Here is a 16,825-nt window from a genome sequence, read left to right as displayed (position 1 = left end):
CCGTCCACCGTCCACCGTCCACCGTCCACCGTCCACCGTCCACCGTCCACCGTCCACCGTCCCCATAAGTGTTATATTGTTGCAATTCTTTGTTGTTACGTTATAACATAATGATCCTTGAGGCGAGTATACGCCGACTCATCAAATTTATCAGTTCCGTTTAGGGGGTTTTGTGTTGAAACGGTCTTTATTGACTCTGGGGTGTTTGGGCCTGTCGAGCCTGGCCAGTGCCGCCACGATTCAGGGTGTGGTGCAAGACGATGCTGGCCTGCCGGTTAGTGGCGCCACAGTACAAGTTGTGGGTACGCGAACAGCCTCGACCACCAATGCCGCGGGCGAGTTTGTGTTGCCGGAGTTGTCCAGCGACGACGTTGAGCTGCATGTTCGCGCGCCGCGCTATATGCACAAAAACGTTCATGTGCACGGTGGCGACGAGGCGCTGCACATCACGCTAGACGGAACCGTCATGGAGGTTGTCGATGTGACCGGCTTGCCGTGGCATGTGTCGCAGTTGGAGTCGGCCACGCCGGTAACGGTGTTGCAGGGCGATTCGCTGCGCGACCAGCAAAGCGCGACCTTGGGCGACACTCTGGGTAAGCAAGTGGGTGTGCATTCCAGTTATTACGGCCCGGTGGCGGGTACGCCTATTATTCGCGGTTTATCTGGCCCGCGGGTGCTGGTGGCGCAAAACGGCTTAGACGTGGGCGATGTGTCGCGCAGCGGCCCGGACCACGCCGTGACCGCCGAGGCGACCACCGCCCGGCAGATTGAAATTCTACGCGGCCCGGCCACGCTGTTTTACGGCAGTGGCGCCGTGGGCGGTGTGGTGAATGTGGTGGACGATCGCATCCCCCAAGATACCGACACCTTTGGCCAGTGGCAGCTGGAGTACAACGGCGCCAACAACGAGCCCGTGGTGCAGGGTAGCGTGAATGCCGGCGCGGGTGATTTTGCGTTTCATGTGGATGGCTTTTGGCGCGAGGCCGATGACTTAGAGATTCCGGGCTACGCCGAAGCGGAGCCGGACGGTGACAGCACCTACGGCGTGCTGGAAAACTCGGCCTACGATAGTCAGGGTGCCACCATTGGCGGCAGCTATTTAAGCGACAACGGTTTTAGTGGCATCAGCGTTGGGCGGTTAGAGCGCACTTACGGCATCCCCGGGCACAGCCACGACGGCGTCGACGTTCAGGCCGAGCTCAGCCAAGATCGCCTGCAGTTTGTGAATGAGTACAGCTTTGATCACGACTTGTTGGCGGAGGCGCATTTTCGCTACGGCTATACCGATTACGAGCACCGCGAGCTTGAGGGAGATGCCATTGGTACCACCTTTGGCAACGAGTTGCATGAGGCGCGGTTGGAGTTGTTTCATCAGCCGCTGGCGGAATGGCGCGGCGCGTTAAGTGTGCACGTCAAGCACGAAGACACCTGGGCGCAAGGTGAGGAGGCCTTTACCCCGCCATCAATTACCGACTCGTTTGCCCTGGCATTGATGGAAGAAAAACACTTTGGCGATTGGTTGCTGCAGCTGGGCGCGCGTGTTGAACGGGTAGAAGTTGACGCCTCGGACGTGCGTTTAGATGGTGAGGCCGAGCGCGGTTTGTACCGAGTGGAGCAAGCGTTTAACCCCTACAGTTTGTCGCTTGGCACCGTGTGGGACTTTACCGATGGCTATAACCTGGCTGTGTCAGTCTCCCATGCCAAGCGTGCGCCATCGGCGACCGAGTCGCTCTCGTTGGGGCCGCATTTGGGCGCGGGCTCTTATGAAGTGGGCGCGCTGTTTGACATAGTCGCTAACGATGCGGGCGACTGGGTGGTTAATTTTTCCGAGCAACCACTGGAGTTAGAAACCTCTAACAACATTGATATTTCGTTGCGTAAGTTTGCCGGCGATGTGGGCTTTGTGGCAGGGGTATTTTATAACCGCGTCGACAACTTTTATTACGCCCGCGCCACCGGGTTGGAGAGTGAGTCGGGGCACGACCATGACCACGGCCACGATCATGCCCACGAAGAGCACGATCACGCCGACGATGAGCACGTGGACGAGTTATTACCGGTGTATCAATTTACCGCCGCCGATGCCGAGCTCTACGGATTTGAGGGTGAGGTTCATTGGCAGGTAACGGCACCTTTGACGTTGCGCTTAACCACCGACTATACCCGCGCTACGTTGCGCAGTGGCGGTAACCTGCCGCGCATACCACCGCTGCGTGCCGGCGTGGCGGCCGATTACGAGGCGGGCGCCTGGAAGATCAATGCCAGCGCCAGCCACTACTTTGAGGCCGATAACACCGCGGCGCTGGAAACCAGCACCGACGATTACACCTGGGTAGATGCCGAGGTGAGTTACGCCTTGCCTTTGTTGGGCGATGCCCGGGTTTACCTGCGCGGCGACAACCTGCTGAACGAAACCGCGCGCGTCCATAGCTCATTTATTAAAGATATCGCGCCGCGCGCTGCGCGTTCGGTTTCTGCCGGTATCCGAGCCACTTTTTAATTCACCGTTTAAGGAAGTAACGATGCAACACGTTTCTAAAATGACCCCGATATTCGCCGCGTTTTTAGTGCTGGCGCTAAGCGCTTGCGGCGACAACGAAACCAATATTTATGCGCAGGACGTCGCCGAGCCCGGCCACGAAGATCACGACCATGAGGGCGAGCACGACCACGATGAATCCACCAGCGCGGCGCGATTACTGCTGGTTGCCGAGGGCTCTCGGCAGGTCCACATTTTTGCCGCCGACGATGGCGACGAAGTGGCCGAACTGAACTTGCCGGTTCCGGTTGATTATGTCTACCCGGTGCCGGGTTATCGCTACGCAGCGTTTGTGCACCGCGATGACAACTGGGTGAGCTTTGTCGATGGCGGCGTTTGGGTTGAAGATCACGGCGATCACGATCACCCCTACGCCGAGGCACCCGCCATTATGGATTTTACACTGGATGGCGTGCGCCCCACGCACTTTACCCTGGCTGACGATGGTGCGGCGGTGTTTTACGATGGCAACGGCGAGACCGGTGACGCAGCCGGCGTTGCCACCTTTAGCGATGCCACCATTGCCGACAACGGCTTAGAAAACACTCTGCAATTTAGCACCAATATGCACGGTGCGGCGCAGCTGCGCGGCGAGCACTTGCTGGCGACTGAGCGCGACGCCGCCACCAGTAGCACATTGCCGGCGGCGGTTGGTTTGTACCATTTGCACGATGGCCTTTACGAGCACGAGCTGACCTTTGCCGAGCCGTGCCCCGGCTTGCACGGCAGTGCGCAAAATGAAGACTTTATTTTATTCGGTTGTGAAGACGGCGTTTTGATCATTGATGAGTCGAGCGATTTTAGCGCGAGTAAAATCGCCAACGCCGATGACTTTACCGACGGTATGCGGGTGGGCACCTTGCGCGCGCACCATCATGTAGAGCAGGCGGTTGCCATTGCCTCGGGGCAGTTTTATCTGGCCGACCCGGCCGCTGCTCAGCTGCAACCCTTGGGCGTGAGTTTGCCCGATGGCGTCAGCGCGGTGAGCTATGAGTTTGTGCTGGGGGGCGAGGCTTTTGCCATATTGCAATCCGATGGCGAGCTGGTGGTGTTGGACGCGCACGATTGGTCCGAGCAGACGCGTGTTTCGGTGTTGCAAAACCCCGAGGCCGATTCTCTTAAGCTAATCGTTCAGCCAGACGGGCATATGGCTTACGTGCTGGATAGCGCCGCCGAGCAAGTGATTCCGGTAGACCTGGAAGACGGTGAGCTGGCCCAGGCGTGGTCGCTGAGTTTTGCCCCGGCCGCTGGTGTTTGGCTGGGCAGTGCCACCGAGGAGCACGACCACGATCATTAACCCGATGCTCCGCCAATAGCGGTGGGAACTTAAGGGCCGGCAGCGCAATGCGTTGCCGGCCCTTTTTGCATTCCCAGGTTGTTAAATCGTCTTGTCGCAAAAATCAACATTTGCTAGAATTTATACCTAGCCACGGGGCCTTCCGTATTTGCCTCAAAGCATGGCGCCAATTGGACTGTTTGCACCTGCAGCGTGCGCTCCGGCGGCCAGTGCCATCCCTGCCAAGGCTTACTATAACCCGATTAAACTCGCTGGGGCGATTGGCCGCTTTATTGCTATATGCACCGGTGGCGTGTGGCTAAAGCACGGTGTCTAAACGAGGATGTTGATGAAGCACGTTAACCGGCAAGCCCCCCACCGCCTGGCGTCATTGCTGGACGACTTAGGCCAGTGGCGAGGGGCTTGTGAGCCTTTAGCGAGCGCCGATTTATTGCCACTATTAGGGTGGGGTAAAGTCAGCTGGGATTCCTATCGGGCGCAATTCCCCCACGCGGATGCGCAGGGTTTGGTGGCCGTATGGCTGCTGCGCGCGCTGCAAGAAAATATCGATGTGGATCGCGCCCTGGGTGATCGGGTGCGCCGCCTGCAAGAGGTACTGCTGCCACGTTTAACCGCGCGCGACGATTGCCTGACATGGTGTCTGCCCGAATGGTGTGAGCAACTCGATCGGCTGTGTTTTCACTGGCAGGGTTGGTACCCGGGGCTGGATCGTTTGGGCGAGCGCTTTCTGGCCCGTACCGATGAGTTGTTGGCGGTGCTGGAGTCCGGCTCATCATCCGAGGCTTTGGCTGCGCTGCAAGCTTTTAACCGCCGGGCCGACCGGGAACTGGATCGCGCGGCCACCCTGGCACGCCGTATTCGCGAATCGGAGTTGGGCCGCCAGAGCGTTTCCGAGGCACACCGCGAGGTGGTTGTTTTTTTAAACCAGCACCTCGCCGGTTGTAGCTTGCCCGAGCCTGTTTACGAGTTTGTGAACAACGCCATTCGGCCCGCCCTGCAGTACTACTTGATTAATGACGAGCGCGAACTCTGGAGCACCTGGACGGATAACGTAAGCGACCTGATCGGCTGCCTGAGGCCGGTAAAAACCGCAGAGCAATGGCAGCGCTTTCACCAAAATGCCGCGCTTTTTGTTGCTCGCTTAAACATGGCAAAGCCTCCCCACAACTGTGTGTTTGAGCACTACCATCAGTTTGTTACCGATGTGATCGTCTGCGTCGATAAACTCAGCGCGGGCGAGAGCCCCGAAATGATTATTGCCCCGCCGCTGTTTGGCGGGCGCCAGTCGAATAAGGCCGATGCCCCGAGCGCCGAGCCGCGCGCACGCGATTTGCAGCCGCACGGTTTACAGTGTGGCGATTGGCTGGCGTATCGCACCGAGTTTGAAGGTGTGTTGCGTTGCCAGTTTTTACTTCAGCCCCCCGGCAGTCACGAGTTGTTGTTTGTTAACCGTGACGGGCACCGCGCCTTAACCGCACCGGTGGGGCGAATTATTGATTGTTTGGAATCGGGCGAGGCGCGGCGTTTGTTGCCGGTGCAGGCCTATAGTACGGCGCTTAACAAAGCCTTGGCGCGCTTAGAGTATGCGCACACCGAGCTGGCCTGCGAGCGCCGCGTGGCGGAACAATTAGAGCAACAACGAATTGAGCGTGCCGAGCGTTTGCGCGAGCAACGCGAGCGGGACCGCTTGCGGCGCCACGCCGCCACCCGGGCCGAGCGTATTAAAGCAATGCTAGAGCAAAAGCAGCGTATTAAGCGCGAGCAGTTGGCGCTGGAGCGCCAGCGCGAAGCCGCCAGCCAGGCGCTGGCCCGGCAGCGTTTGCACGAGGCGTTATCCGAGGTGGGCCGGCTAACGGTTGGCAGTTGGGCCGAGCTAAAGCTAGACGGCGAACAAAGCGTTAAGTGCGAATTGGTGATGTTGCTGCAGTCGACAGATAAATACGTGTTTCATGATCATTTGGGGCGCCCCGTTAGTACTTTGCCGCGTCAGCGATTAGCGCAAATGTTGGTGGCTGGCGAGGCCATGTTTTTTCAGCCTGCGCTGGGTTTTGAAAACCGCCTCGAGCGCATTGTTCAGGGCCAGCGCCGCCCCGCAACCGGGGTTAGTGGTTAGGTTTGGTGCTGCCGTGTAATCGCACTATACTGGGTGCTCTAATCACCACGACAGGATGTGCAAGATGGATCTGGATAAAATAGAAAAGCTGAACGAATTAAAAGAAAAAGGCCTGATCAGCGACGAAGAGTACAACGAGGCCAAGGCCAAAGCGCTGGGCAGCAGTTCGGCCGCCAAGTCCGACCCGGTCGGGGATATGGATAATCGCACCTACAGTATGTTGCTGCACTTTTCGCAGTTGTGTGGTTTTGTGGTGCCTATGTGCGGATGGATTGTGCCGCTGATTTTGTGGATTATTAAGCGCGACGACCCCTACATCGATCAGCAGGGCAAGGTGGTGTTTAACTGGATTATCAGTTCGTTTATTTACTTTGTCGTTTGCCTTATTTTAATGATGGTTGTGGTCGGTGTGTTCTTAATGGTCGCGCTGGGCGTTGTCTCTATTATCTTTATTATTATCGGCGCTATTCGCGCCAAAGACGGCGTTATACAAAACTACCCCATGAGCATTGGCTTTTTCCGGGTAGAGCCAGTCAGCGTTGAGAAAATTGAGCCCTAGGCCTGATTATGCGCGTTGCGGTGTTTAACACCAAAGCCTATGACCGCCTCTACTTAGAGGCGGCATCGGAGCACGAGCTGTGTTTTATCGAGGCGCACCTTAACGCGCAAACCGCCCCGCTGGCGGCCGGCTTTGCGGCCGTTTGTTGCTTTGTAAACGACACCCTCGACGAGCCGGTACTCGCCCAGCTGGCCGATTATGGCGTTAGCCTGATCGCTATGCGCTGCGCCGGCTTTAACAATGTCGACCTGACTGCGGCCGGGCGTTTGGGGTTGGCGGTGTGCCGGGTGCCCGAGTACTCACCCCATGCCGTAGCAGAGCACACCGTGGCACTGGTGCTGGCGTTAAACCGACATATTCACCGGGCGTTTAACCGGGTGCGCGAGCAGGATTACTCGCTCGATGGTCTGCTGGGGTTTGATTTGCACGGCAAAACCGTGGGGGTGGTGGGCAGTGGCAAAATTGGCCGCTGCTTTGCCCGCATCATGAACGGCTTTGGCTGCCGGGTGATTGTTAGCGACCCGGTGGTTAACGACGAAATGGCGGCCATGGCTACCTACGTGAGTACCGGGCAGCTGTGGGCCGAGAGCGATATTATCTCGCTACATTGTCCTTTATTGCCCGCCACCCGGCACTTAATTAACGCCGATACCATCGCCCAAATGAAGCCGGGCGTTATGCTGGTTAACACCAGCCGCGGCGCGCTGATTGATACCCCAGCGGTGATCGATGGCTTAAAGCGCGGCCAGATCGGTTATTTGGGGCTCGATGTTTACGAAGAGGAGGGCGACCTGTTCTTTGATAACCTCTCGGGCACCATTATTCAGGATGACGTGTTTGCCCGGTTAACCACCTTTCCCAATGTGTTGGTCACCGGCCATCAGGCGTTTTTTACCCGCGAGGCGCTGGCCGAGATTGCCCGTGTTACGGGTGAGAATCTGGATGCCTTTGCCCGCGGCGAGCGCAGTGGGCCCACGTTTGTGGTTTAACCCAAAAGGTTCGTGAATCGCGCCCGGTATCAGGCGTCGGGCATCTGACTAATCGCCCCAATTTAACGTGGCACAGCGCTGGTTGATTGGTGTACAATCCCGCCTTCTTTTTTCCCGGTTTTTTTAGTCTTGGTAGTCCCGTCAGCCCGACAGTGCTTTTGCCCGTGTCGTTTTTTGGCGTTCTACCCGTTAGCGTAGGAAGTGTCCATGTTTGATAAAGACCAGACCATTGCAAATTACGACCCCGAGATCTGGGCGTCCATCGAAAACGAGAGCCGTCGTCAAGAAGAGCATATTGAGCTGATCGCCTCGGAAAACTACACCAGCCCGCTGGTGATGGCCGCGCAGGGCACTAAGCTGACCAACAAGTACGCCGAAGGGTATCCGGGCAAGCGTTACTACGGTGGCTGCGAGTACGTCGACCGCAGCGAGCAGCTGGCCATCGACCGCGCCTGTGAACTGTTTGGCGCCGCTTACGCTAACGTACAGCCGCACTCGGGCTCGCAAGCTAACTCGGCAGTGTACGCCGCGCTTTGTGCGCCGGGCGACACGGTACTGGGCATGAGCCTGGCCCACGGTGGCCACTTAACTCACGGCGCTAAAGTGAGCTTTTCGGGTAAGATGTACAACGCTTACCAGTACGGCTTAAACCCCGATACCGGCCTGATCGATTACGACGAAGTCGAGCGTCTGGCGCTGGAGCACAAGCCTAAAATGATCGTGGCGGGCTTCTCGGCTTACTCGCAGGTGGTGGACTGGGCTAAGTTTCGCGAGATCGCCGACAAAGTAGGCGCTTACTTATTGGTAGACATGGCCCACGTAGCAGGCTTGGTAGCGGCGGGTGTTTACCCCAGCCCAATGCCGCACGCCCACGTGGTGACCTCGACCACTCACAAAACCCTGCGCGGTCCACGCGGCGGTTTGATTTTGGCCGGCGCCGACGAAGACATTCAAAAGAAACTGAATTCAGCCGTTTTCCCCGGCGGTCAGGGCGGCCCCTTGATGCACGTGATTGCCGCTAAAGCGATTAGCTTTAAAGAGGCCATGAGCGATGAGTACAAAACCTATCAGCAACAGGTTGTAATCAACGCTAAGGCCATGGCTAAAGTGTTTATCGAGCGCGGCCTGGATGTGGTGTCCGGCGGTACTGAAAACCACCTGATGCTGGTTAGCCTGATTGGTAAAGAGTACTCGGGCAAAGACGCCGATGCGGCTTTGGGTGAAGCCAATATCACTGTAAACAAAAACGCGGTACCTAACGATCCGCGCTCACCGTTTGTCACCAGCGGCCTGCGCGTCGGTACGCCGGCCATCACCACTCGCGGCTTTGGCGAGAGCGAATGTACCGACCTGGCGCACTGGATGTGTGACGTGTTGGACGGCCTGGAAAACGGCAACGCTGAGGCAGTTATTGCCGAGGTTAAGCAAAAAGTGTTGGACGTTTGTGCCAAGTTTCCTGTCTATGGCAATTAACAGACGCTAGCTACGCGCTAAACCGTTGATCGTAAAAAAGCAGCCTGCGGGCTGCTTTTTTTTGTGCGCCGTTAAGCAGCGGTTGCGTTAATGCTTGACAGCCCGACGCACTGCGCCAAACTTGAGAGGCATTTTTATCAAAAGGAGCTTGAGAATGACCTATAACAATACAAAGGTTCGGGGTAGGTGGGCGCTGTACTTTGCACTGCTTTTATCGCCTGTTGCCTTAACGGATACCGCCACAGCGGTGGATCAATCGCCCCCGGGCGATAGCCATACCCAACGCAAAACTCCGCTTATTTGTACGCTGCCTGTTCAGGCGCCGCCGCCCGATGGCTCGGTCATAGCCTTTTCAGATTTCTCATGGTTACAGTTTATCGCCCTGAACTGGCCGGCGAGTGCCGAGCGCGGCGAGCCGGACTGTGGTGCGGATTTTGGCTCCTCCGGCGATACCGTGTGGCAAAGCTACAAAACCACCGGGCAGTTGTTTTTGCCCAACGCCGCCAACCCCGGCCCCTGGGATGCGGGCAAGACCATGGAGTTTGTCTTAACGTATCGCGCCAAGGCCCCGGCGGGGCTACCGGTGGAGGAGTCCATCAGGCAGGCGGTGGGCGGCTGGCTAACCGATCAGCAGGGCAACCCCACCTACTATTCGATCTCGGTCAATGAGGCGTCTTACGATTACGTGACCAACAATGGCTTTTACAACGCCAGTACGGTCAATGCCGCCGATGCCATCGACTTTCCCGAGGGGGCGTTGGAAGTAAAAGCCGCCTGGCGGGTATTGACCTCAAATGACGATCACAGCCGTTACCACACGATGCGGGCGCAGGTGGCTGAGTATGACAGTAAGGGCGCCGCTACCGGCCGCACGCACGAGGCAAAGGTCGGTTTGGTGGGGCTGCATATTGTGTATCGCGCGCCGGGGTTCCCGCAGTGGAGCTGGGCGACGTTTGAGCAGGTGGATAATACCGAGGGCGCCGACGGTGTGATGGCGTCTTATCACAACAATATGTGCACCGGTGACTACTGTGAGCCTAATGTATCGCCGCTAAGCTCCGGCGCGCCCTTTACCACCCCAAACCAAATTACCCGGGTTACCGCCATCACCGATGAGGTGATGGCGGTTAATCAGCGTTGGCAGGCCAGCGTACGGGGTACGCCGTTTCAGTATTACCGGTTGATTTCGCCCCAGTGGCCCACCGACCCGAACGATCCGGGCAACCCTCAGGGCACACCTTTTCCCGGTACGGTCGCCAACACGGCGCTTGAGAGTTACATTCAGCCCACCAGTAGTTGTATGGATTGCCACAGCACGGCGCGGGTGCCGGGCGGCGCCGTAAAGTCTAACTACAGCTTTATCTTTTTGTTTGCGCAACAGCCAGAGCCTGCACAGCCAGATCCTGCACAAGGAGAGTCGCCATGAGTTATCTCAACGGACCGCGAATCAATTTTTATGGCGGCATCAGCATCAATGTTGATACCGCCAATAACGATCAATACGGCAGTGACGATAAACCGCTACTCGATTTGAACGACGCGTCAGTGTGCTCCAACCAGAGCGACGATCAGGTGATTGAGTATCTGCGCGAGAATGTTAAAAACGCCAGCGGCCAAAACTACTTTGTGCGCGGCGGCTGGAACTACTATGGCGATCACCAGGTGGTGTTGCAGCAGGCAAAAGTGTCATCTAGCGGCCAGCCCGGCGCGATGAGCCAATCCGGAGCGCTGCAAGATTTACCCGTGTATTTGTTGGGTGGGCTGGAGCCCGGCACGGGCAAAGGCCCATACGGTGGCGCGGTAATGGTGGATATTGACCCCACCAGCTCGGTGACCACGCAGATCTATGCCGGTGGTTTGCAAGTGGGCTCGGGCGATACGCCGGCGCTTTTGGTGCACGGCAATGCGGTTAGTCACTCGCGCTTACTGGGGCTGCGTTATTCCCCCAGTCGTGTCCAGCCGCCTTATGTAACACCGGGCTCGGCCTGGGCCAGTGGCACCTTTCAGTTGGCGTTTCGCAAGCAGGATATCGTTTGTATTGATAAGAGTGACCCGGTGTTAAAGGCCATTATGGATGACCCGCGCAGTCAGGGTGTGGTGGTGCGCTATAGCTTGTTTGAGTGTTTTCCGGGACGCGACTCGGACAGTGTGCAGGCCGATCTTAACAACAACCAAAATAACGCCAACCCATCGTTGGGGCGGGTAATTGGCAGCATTGGCCCCTGGTATAGCAGCGAGCTTGCCACCGACCCGCCGGGCCGGCTGCTGCAAAATTTTACACTGGGCGGTGCTCAGGGCCTGGCGTGGCTGGATGAGGCGGGCGCGCGGCTGAGTTTAGATTTGGTGGCGGCGCTTGAGGGCGGCAATATTCGCACCAGCGGCCAGGCCAACACCGGCCCCATTGGCCCCAATCTGGATTACGGCAACCTGACTGTCTTTGCCGGTAATCAAGACGTGGCCACGGTGCCGTCAGACCCGGATGGCTATTATCAATGGGGCGGCTTGTACGATATTCCCCTGAGCGTCGAGGCCGTGGCTCAGCTGAAAGCCGAGCCGATCCGTATCACCAGCGAAAAAAATGCCCTGCAAATTGGCGAATCGCGCCTGCGCATTACCAGTGATGAGCGCAACCTTTATGTCAGCCCGGACGAGACCGGCCAGTTGCTGACGGTGCAGGTGACAGAGCTGGGTGGGCCGGTGCGCACGCCGGTGGTACTGCAGTTGTCCAGTGCGGCGCCGGGTACGTTAAATAATGGTTCGTTTCTGCAGTTTCCCGCGGTGGTCGAGGTGCCTGCCGGCGCGAGTGAAGTGACGATTAAGGTAGGTTTTAGCGATGCCAGTGGCTTTTCTTTGCTGCAAATAGACGCCGTGTGCGCCAACCAATACCATGTGGCGTTTCGCAAGTACCCCGCCCATGATTACAGCGCCTTGATTAATGCCGGTAACATCCCCTGGCAAGAGGTGTACAGCCACTGTTTGCGGTTTTTTTATGTGCTGTTTCCGGCGATGTCCAAGCGTATCCCCTTAAACGATGAGGCTACCATTAAGGCCGTGGCCGCTGAGCTGTTAAAACGTATCGATGACAGTTATCGCCCCACCACACTCTATATGCCCCTAACGCGGGCGTTGTCGCCCGGCAAAATCGCCTTGTTGCGCGCGTATCTTAAACAGGTGCTTGGCGGCAGCTAACCCCGAGTTTTGCAGCGCTGCCATTGCCGGGGCTTGTCACGGTAATGGTGGCGCCCGGCTCTGTTTAAAATTTAACCTTGCATCCACCCGGTAAACTCCATAGAATAGCGCGCCCTTGGGGTACGTGCGTCTCGCGCTCGCCCCAGGTTAACGGCTCTTGGCTTTTACCGGCTACCAAGAGAGCCACTCCTTGTCTCACCGGATTGCCGGGAGGCTACAACCCGTAAGGAGCGATTAATGCGTCATTACGAAATTATCTTTATGGTTCACCCGGACCAGAGCGAACAGGTTCCGGGCATGATCGAGCGTTACAGCGCGACGGTTACCGGTAGTGGTGGTCAGATTCACCGCTTAGAAGACTGGGGCCGCCGTCAAATGGCTTACTCCATCAACAAAATCCACAAAGCACACTATGTTCTTTTGAACGTTGAGTGTAGTGATGAAGCGCTCGAAGATCTGACCACCAACTTCCGCTACAACGATGCTGTGCTGCGTAACCTGGTTATCCGCACTGATGAAGCGATCACCGAAGAGTCACCGATTGCTAAGGCTGATAAAGAGAGCCGTGAGCGCAAGCCACGCGCACCTCGTCCAGAGCGTCGTGACGAGTCTGACGAACAATCTTCAAACGAATCTGACGATTCCGCTGAAGAACAGACTACCGAAAAAGAGGGGGAGTAACCAATGGCTCGATTTTTCCGCCGTCGTAAGTTCTGTCGTTTTACCGCTGAAGGCACCAAGCAGATCGATTACAAAGATCTGGAAACCTTGAAAGCCTACATCACTGAAACTGGCAAAATCGTACCTAGCCGTATCACAGGTACAAAAGCGAAATACCAGCGTCAGCTTGCTACTGCTGTTAAGCGCGCGCGTTATTTGGCTCTGCTGCCGTACACGGACAGCCACGAGTAAGAGACTGACTTGTGCGTGCGCTCGCTGAATTTATTATGCGCGGCCGCACACAGGCTGCAATAGTTGCACTGATTGGGCACTGGATACCATTACTGGGCCCGGCCACTGTTGCACTCGTAACGCTCAGGCGCGGCGCTGCCAATGGCGTGCTGATTTTGCTCTGGGCGATATTACCGGCGATTGTACTGCTGGTAATGCAGCAACAAAGTGCGTTGCTGGCAGTAACGGGCGTTGTCAGTGTGTGTGTCGGGGCCGCAATTTTGCGCCGATCGGCACTTTGGCAATACGCCTTAATGGCCTTAGTGGCCTGTAACACCTTAGGTGTTTTACTGCTGGCGCTGCTAATGCCAGAGGCGGTAGCCCGCATGGTAGAGCTGTGCACCGAGCTGTTTAATCAGCTGCAGGCGCAGTCCGATCAGCCGCTGGGTTTGCCGGTGCCCGACACGACGTTAGTGTTGGCTCTGATGGCGGCCATGACCACCCTAAGTGGTGTATTGGGGCTGATACTGGCCCGCTGGTGGCAATCGCTGTTGTATAACCCCGGTGGGTTTGCGGCAGAGTTTCGCGCCATGCGCCTGGCGCCATTGCCGGCAACGGTATGCGCGTTAGCGGTGGCCTACTGCTACTGGCGCGGTGAGGGTACAGGTATGTGGGTGTTGGTTTTTGCCCAGCCTTTACTGTTTGCCGGTATCGCACTGGTACACGCCATCGTCGCCGCCCGGGGTATGGGGGTGCAGTGGTTGGTTATGTTGTATATCGCAATGGTGGTGCTGCAGCCTTTGACAGCACTGTTGGTTATAGTCGCATTTTGCGACACGTGGTTGAATTTTCGCGGCCGGCTTAGGCCTAAGGCATAGCTGCCGCGCAGCTAATTAAACGTAGAGGGTAAACGAGATGGAAGTTATTCTGCTCGAGAAAGTGGGTAAACTGGGTGCCATTGGCGATAAAGTCAGTGTTAAAGCCGGCTTCGGTCGCAACTTCCTGGTTCCACAAGGCAAGGCTATTCCTGCCACTGCATCAAATGTTGCTGAGTTTGAAGCGCGTCGCGCCGAGCTCGAAGCCGCCGCTGAAGCCAAAAAAGCCGAAGCACAAGTTCGCGCCGATAAGCTGGCTGAACTGTCTGTCACCATCGAAGCTAACGCTGGCGATGAAGGCAAGCTGTTTGGTTCTATCGGTACCCGCGATATCGCTGAAGCGATTACCGCCGCTGGCGTTGCCGTTGTTAAAGCGGAAGTACGCTTGCCAGAGGGTGCGATTCGCGAAGTGGGCGAGTACGACATTGACGTACAAGTTCACGCCGATATCATCCAGGCTGTAAAACTCGCTGTTGTTGCTGAGTAATCGTTACCGCTAGGTAAACGCACGCTCACGCTGACAAAGCGATAAAAATCGGGCACTATCGACAACCTTAACCGGTTGTTGTGGTGCCCGTTTTTTTTGCCCGCTAACAACACCCCGATTAATCCGCTACGTTTGGATCTCAGTTCTATGCCCAGCGACGCCACCGCCCAGTACCGCGAGCCCTCCCAGCCTCAGGGGGCGCCCATGCTGCCCACCTCGGTTGAGGCCGAGCAGTCGGTGCTCGGTGGCTTGATGCTCGACAACAGCCGTCTGGATGCGGTGTTAGAGATCGCCTCAGAGGTCGATTTTTACCGCGAAGATCATCGCCTGATTTTAAAGATGATGATGGAGCTGCAAGAGGACGGCCAGCCGCTGGATGCGGTAACCCTGTCCGAGGCGCTGGAGCGCCACGGCGAGCTGGAAAATGCCGGCGGTTTGGGCTATTTAGTCGAGCTTGCGGCCAACACCCCGAGCGCCGCCAACATCACCGCCTATGCCCGCATCGTGCGCGAGCGCTCGACCTTACGGCAGCTGATTGTTGCCGCCCAGGAGATTAGTCAATCCAGCTTTAACCCCGCCGGGCTAGACTCCGACGATCTGCTGCAAATGGCCGAAAAGCGCGTGGCGCAAATCGCTGAAGACCGCCCCAAAGACGGTGGCCTGCGCGAAGTAAACGGCCTTTTAAAAGAAACCGTCGAGCGTATCGACGAGCTATTCCGCTCCGGCGACGACGTTACCGGGGTAACCACCGGCCTGACGGACCTGGACGGCAAAACCTCCGGCTGGCAACCGGGCGAGCTGATTATTCTTGCCGCGCGTCCCTCGATGGGTAAAACCGCGCTGGCGCTTAATTTTGTCGAAGCGGCGATATTCACCCAGCCCAAGCCGGTGCTGGTATTTAGTATGGAGATGCCCTCGGCTGCGTTGGTGATGCGGATGATGTCGTCTATCGGGCGCATCGACCAAGGCCATATGCGCAACGGTAAACTCACCGAAGAAGATTGGCCCAAGCTCTCAACCGCCGTGAGTAAGATGAAAGATAAACTGCTGTTTATCGACGATACCCCCGGCCTAACCCCGCAAGAAATGCGCGCCCGTACCCGGCGCGTAGCACGTGAACACGGCAACCCCGGCATGATCATGGTCGACTACCTGCAGCTGATGCAGGTGGCCGGCGCCAGCGAGGGCCGCACCCAGGAGATTTCGGAAATCTCCCGCGCCCTGAAAGCTCTGGCCAAAGAATTTGAGTGCCCGGTTATTGCCCTGTCGCAGCTCAACCGAAGTGTCGAGCAGCGCCCCAACAAGCGCCCCATGAACTCCGACCTGCGTGAATCGGGCGCCATCGAGCAGGACGCCGACGTAATCTTGTTTATCTACCGCGACGAATACTACAACGAAGACAGCGCCGAGAAAGGCGTATCCGAACTTATTGTGGGCAAGCAACGTAACGGTGAGGTGGGCACGGTACGCGCCGCGTTTGTGGGTAAATACACCCGCTTTGATAATTTGGCGGCGGAGTATTTTAGTCAGCAGGATGATGGCTATTAACCTATTGTCGCAAAAAACACGTCCGTGTGTTTTTTGCGACGTCGCCGGTTAAATCCGGCGCAAAGGCGCGGCTTTGCTTGGATTGAACCGGCTCGCATTGGCGCTGCCAATGGCGCCCCTCCGTGTGCGCGATCGTGTATTTTACCTACTGCAATAAAAAATACGTCCCTATATTTTTTATTGCGTCGCCGCAAAAAGTCTGGCGCAGAGGTGTGACTCTGCTGGATTTTTGCGCCTCGCATTGGCGTTGCCAATGGCACCCCTCCGTGTGTGCGATCGTTTTGGCCGATAGACGTTGGATGCCTGAGGCAGGTGGTGTTTTCTTAAACCTCATGCTCGTCGAGGTCGCCGGGCGCGACAACAGGCACAAAATCACCTACACCGTCATTCCGGGCGTAGCGCAGCGTAGACCCGGAATCCAGCGACTTTAAACAAACGGTACGTTTGTATCAGCCAAGTGCCGCACTCATAGACACTGGATTCCCGATTGTGGCCGGGAATGACAGCAGACAAAAACTACCGACACCGTCATTCCGGGCGCAGCGCAGCCTAGACCCGGAACCCAGTGACTTTAAACAAACGGTACGCCTGTATCAGCCAAGTGCCACATCCATAGACACTGGATTCCCGATCGGGGTCGGGAATGACGCAGACACAAAACCACCTACACCGTCATTCCGGGCGTAGTGCAGCGTAGACCCGGAATCCAGCGAGTTGGAACAAACAATAGGTCGTCCAGGTAACGCGCCACATTCAAAGAGGCTGAGCTTCTCATCCTAGTCGGCGTCACGCTTCTTCGCGGGAGGGGTGAGCTTAATTTAAGCGTTACTTAGGTTTGGTGCTTATTAAGAGTGCGGCTTTACCT

The 16,825-nt window shown here is 57.0% G+C and carries 13 protein-coding genes; all 13 read left to right on the top strand.

Going from position 1 to position 16,825, the window contains the following annotated elements:
• Positions 1-172: 172 nt before the first annotated feature.
• The 13 genes from AAC019_RS16525 to dnaB all read left to right on the top strand — a co-directional run bounded on the left by AAC019_RS16525 (position 173) and on the right by dnaB (position 15,960).
• Positions 173-2,500 (top strand): TonB-dependent receptor, encoded by a 2,328-nt coding sequence (locus tag AAC019_RS16525; protein WP_339900382.1) that lies wholly within the window; start codon positions 173-175, stop codon positions 2,498-2,500.
• Positions 2,501-2,522: 22 nt separating this feature from the next.
• Positions 2,523-3,836, top strand: a complete 1,314-nt coding sequence (locus tag AAC019_RS16520) for a hypothetical protein (RefSeq protein ID WP_339900380.1) — start codon at positions 2,523-2,525, stop codon at positions 3,834-3,836.
• Between the two features lie 328 nt (positions 3,837-4,164).
• Positions 4,165-5,949: a DUF1631 family protein gene (locus tag AAC019_RS16515; RefSeq protein WP_339900378.1), complete on the top strand. Its 1,785-nt coding sequence runs from the start codon at positions 4,165-4,167 to the stop codon at positions 5,947-5,949.
• Between the two features lie 64 nt (positions 5,950-6,013).
• Positions 6,014-6,508 carry a DUF4870 domain-containing protein gene (locus AAC019_RS16510; protein ID WP_339900376.1) on the top strand — a complete coding sequence of 165 codons (495 nt, stop codon included), beginning with the start codon at positions 6,014-6,016 and terminating at the stop codon, positions 6,506-6,508.
• Positions 6,509-6,516: 8 nt separating this feature from the next.
• A complete protein-coding gene (locus AAC019_RS16505) occupies positions 6,517-7,497 on the top strand; it encodes a 2-hydroxyacid dehydrogenase (RefSeq protein ID WP_339900374.1) in 981 nt (326 codons plus the stop codon).
• A 207-nt stretch (positions 7,498-7,704) separates the two neighbouring features.
• Positions 7,705-8,970, top strand: a complete 1,266-nt coding sequence (glyA, locus tag AAC019_RS16500; protein WP_339900371.1) for a serine hydroxymethyltransferase — start codon at positions 7,705-7,707, stop codon at positions 8,968-8,970.
• 154 nt (positions 8,971-9,124) lie between these two features.
• Positions 9,125-10,396 (top strand): hypothetical protein, encoded by a 1,272-nt coding sequence (locus AAC019_RS16495; protein WP_339900370.1) that lies wholly within the window; start codon positions 9,125-9,127, stop codon positions 10,394-10,396.
• A complete protein-coding gene (locus AAC019_RS16490) occupies positions 10,393-12,159 on the top strand; it encodes a hypothetical protein (protein WP_339900368.1) in 1,767 nt (588 codons plus the stop codon). Before AAC019_RS16495 ends, AAC019_RS16490 begins: the two co-directional genes overlap by 4 nt.
• 237 nt (positions 12,160-12,396) lie before the next feature.
• Complete coding sequence (gene rpsF / locus AAC019_RS16485; RefSeq protein WP_339900366.1) at positions 12,397-12,840, top strand: 30S ribosomal protein S6; 444 nt, start codon at positions 12,397-12,399, stop codon at positions 12,838-12,840.
• 3 nt (positions 12,841-12,843) lie between these two features.
• Positions 12,844-13,071: a 30S ribosomal protein S18 gene (gene rpsR, locus AAC019_RS16480; RefSeq protein WP_041522229.1), complete on the top strand. Its 228-nt coding sequence runs from the start codon at positions 12,844-12,846 to the stop codon at positions 13,069-13,071.
• A gap of 11 nt (positions 13,072-13,082) precedes the next feature.
• Entirely contained in the window at positions 13,083-13,928 is an 846-nt protein-coding gene (locus tag AAC019_RS16475) for a hypothetical protein (RefSeq protein WP_339900364.1), read from the top strand.
• A gap of 37 nt (positions 13,929-13,965) precedes the next feature.
• Positions 13,966-14,412, top strand: a complete 447-nt coding sequence (gene rplI / locus AAC019_RS16470) for a 50S ribosomal protein L9 (protein WP_339900362.1) — start codon at positions 13,966-13,968, stop codon at positions 14,410-14,412.
• A 147-nt stretch (positions 14,413-14,559) separates the two neighbouring features.
• Positions 14,560-15,960 (top strand): replicative DNA helicase, encoded by a 1,401-nt coding sequence (gene dnaB / locus AAC019_RS16465; RefSeq protein WP_339900360.1) that lies wholly within the window; start codon positions 14,560-14,562, stop codon positions 15,958-15,960.
• The last annotated feature ends 865 nt before the right edge of the window (positions 15,961-16,825 follow it).

This window comes from uncultured Gilvimarinus sp. (genome assembly GCF_963975215.1).
Classification (GTDB): domain Bacteria; phylum Pseudomonadota; class Gammaproteobacteria; order Pseudomonadales; family Cellvibrionaceae; genus Gilvimarinus.
The sequence above is the reverse complement of the archived record's forward strand: the minus strand, read 5'-3'. Positions and strand labels throughout refer to the sequence as shown.

What these genes read in the sequence shown, in the direction of transcription:
- rpsF (WP_339900366.1), top strand. Translation starts at nt 12,397, where the DNA reads ATGCGTCATTACGAAATTATCTTTATGGTTCACCCGGACCAGAGCGAA.
- AAC019_RS16520 (WP_339900380.1), top strand. Translation starts at nt 2,523, where the DNA reads ATGCAACACGTTTCTAAAATGACCCCGATATTCGCCGCGTTTTTAGTG.
- AAC019_RS16490 (WP_339900368.1), top strand. Translation starts at nt 10,393, where the DNA reads ATGAGTTATCTCAACGGACCGCGAATCAATTTTTATGGCGGCATCAGC.
- rpsR (WP_041522229.1), top strand. Translation starts at nt 12,844, where the DNA reads ATGGCTCGATTTTTCCGCCGTCGTAAGTTCTGTCGTTTTACCGCTGAA.
- AAC019_RS16505 (WP_339900374.1), top strand. Translation starts at nt 6,517, where the DNA reads ATGCGCGTTGCGGTGTTTAACACCAAAGCCTATGACCGCCTCTACTTA.
- rplI (WP_339900362.1), top strand. Translation starts at nt 13,966, where the DNA reads ATGGAAGTTATTCTGCTCGAGAAAGTGGGTAAACTGGGTGCCATTGGC.
- AAC019_RS16515 (WP_339900378.1), top strand. Translation starts at nt 4,165, where the DNA reads ATGAAGCACGTTAACCGGCAAGCCCCCCACCGCCTGGCGTCATTGCTG.
- AAC019_RS16495 (WP_339900370.1), top strand. Translation starts at nt 9,125, where the DNA reads ATGACCTATAACAATACAAAGGTTCGGGGTAGGTGGGCGCTGTACTTT.
- AAC019_RS16510 (WP_339900376.1), top strand. Translation starts at nt 6,014, where the DNA reads ATGGATCTGGATAAAATAGAAAAGCTGAACGAATTAAAAGAAAAAGGC.
- glyA (WP_339900371.1), top strand. Translation starts at nt 7,705, where the DNA reads ATGTTTGATAAAGACCAGACCATTGCAAATTACGACCCCGAGATCTGG.
- dnaB (WP_339900360.1), top strand. Translation starts at nt 14,560, where the DNA reads ATGCCCAGCGACGCCACCGCCCAGTACCGCGAGCCCTCCCAGCCTCAG.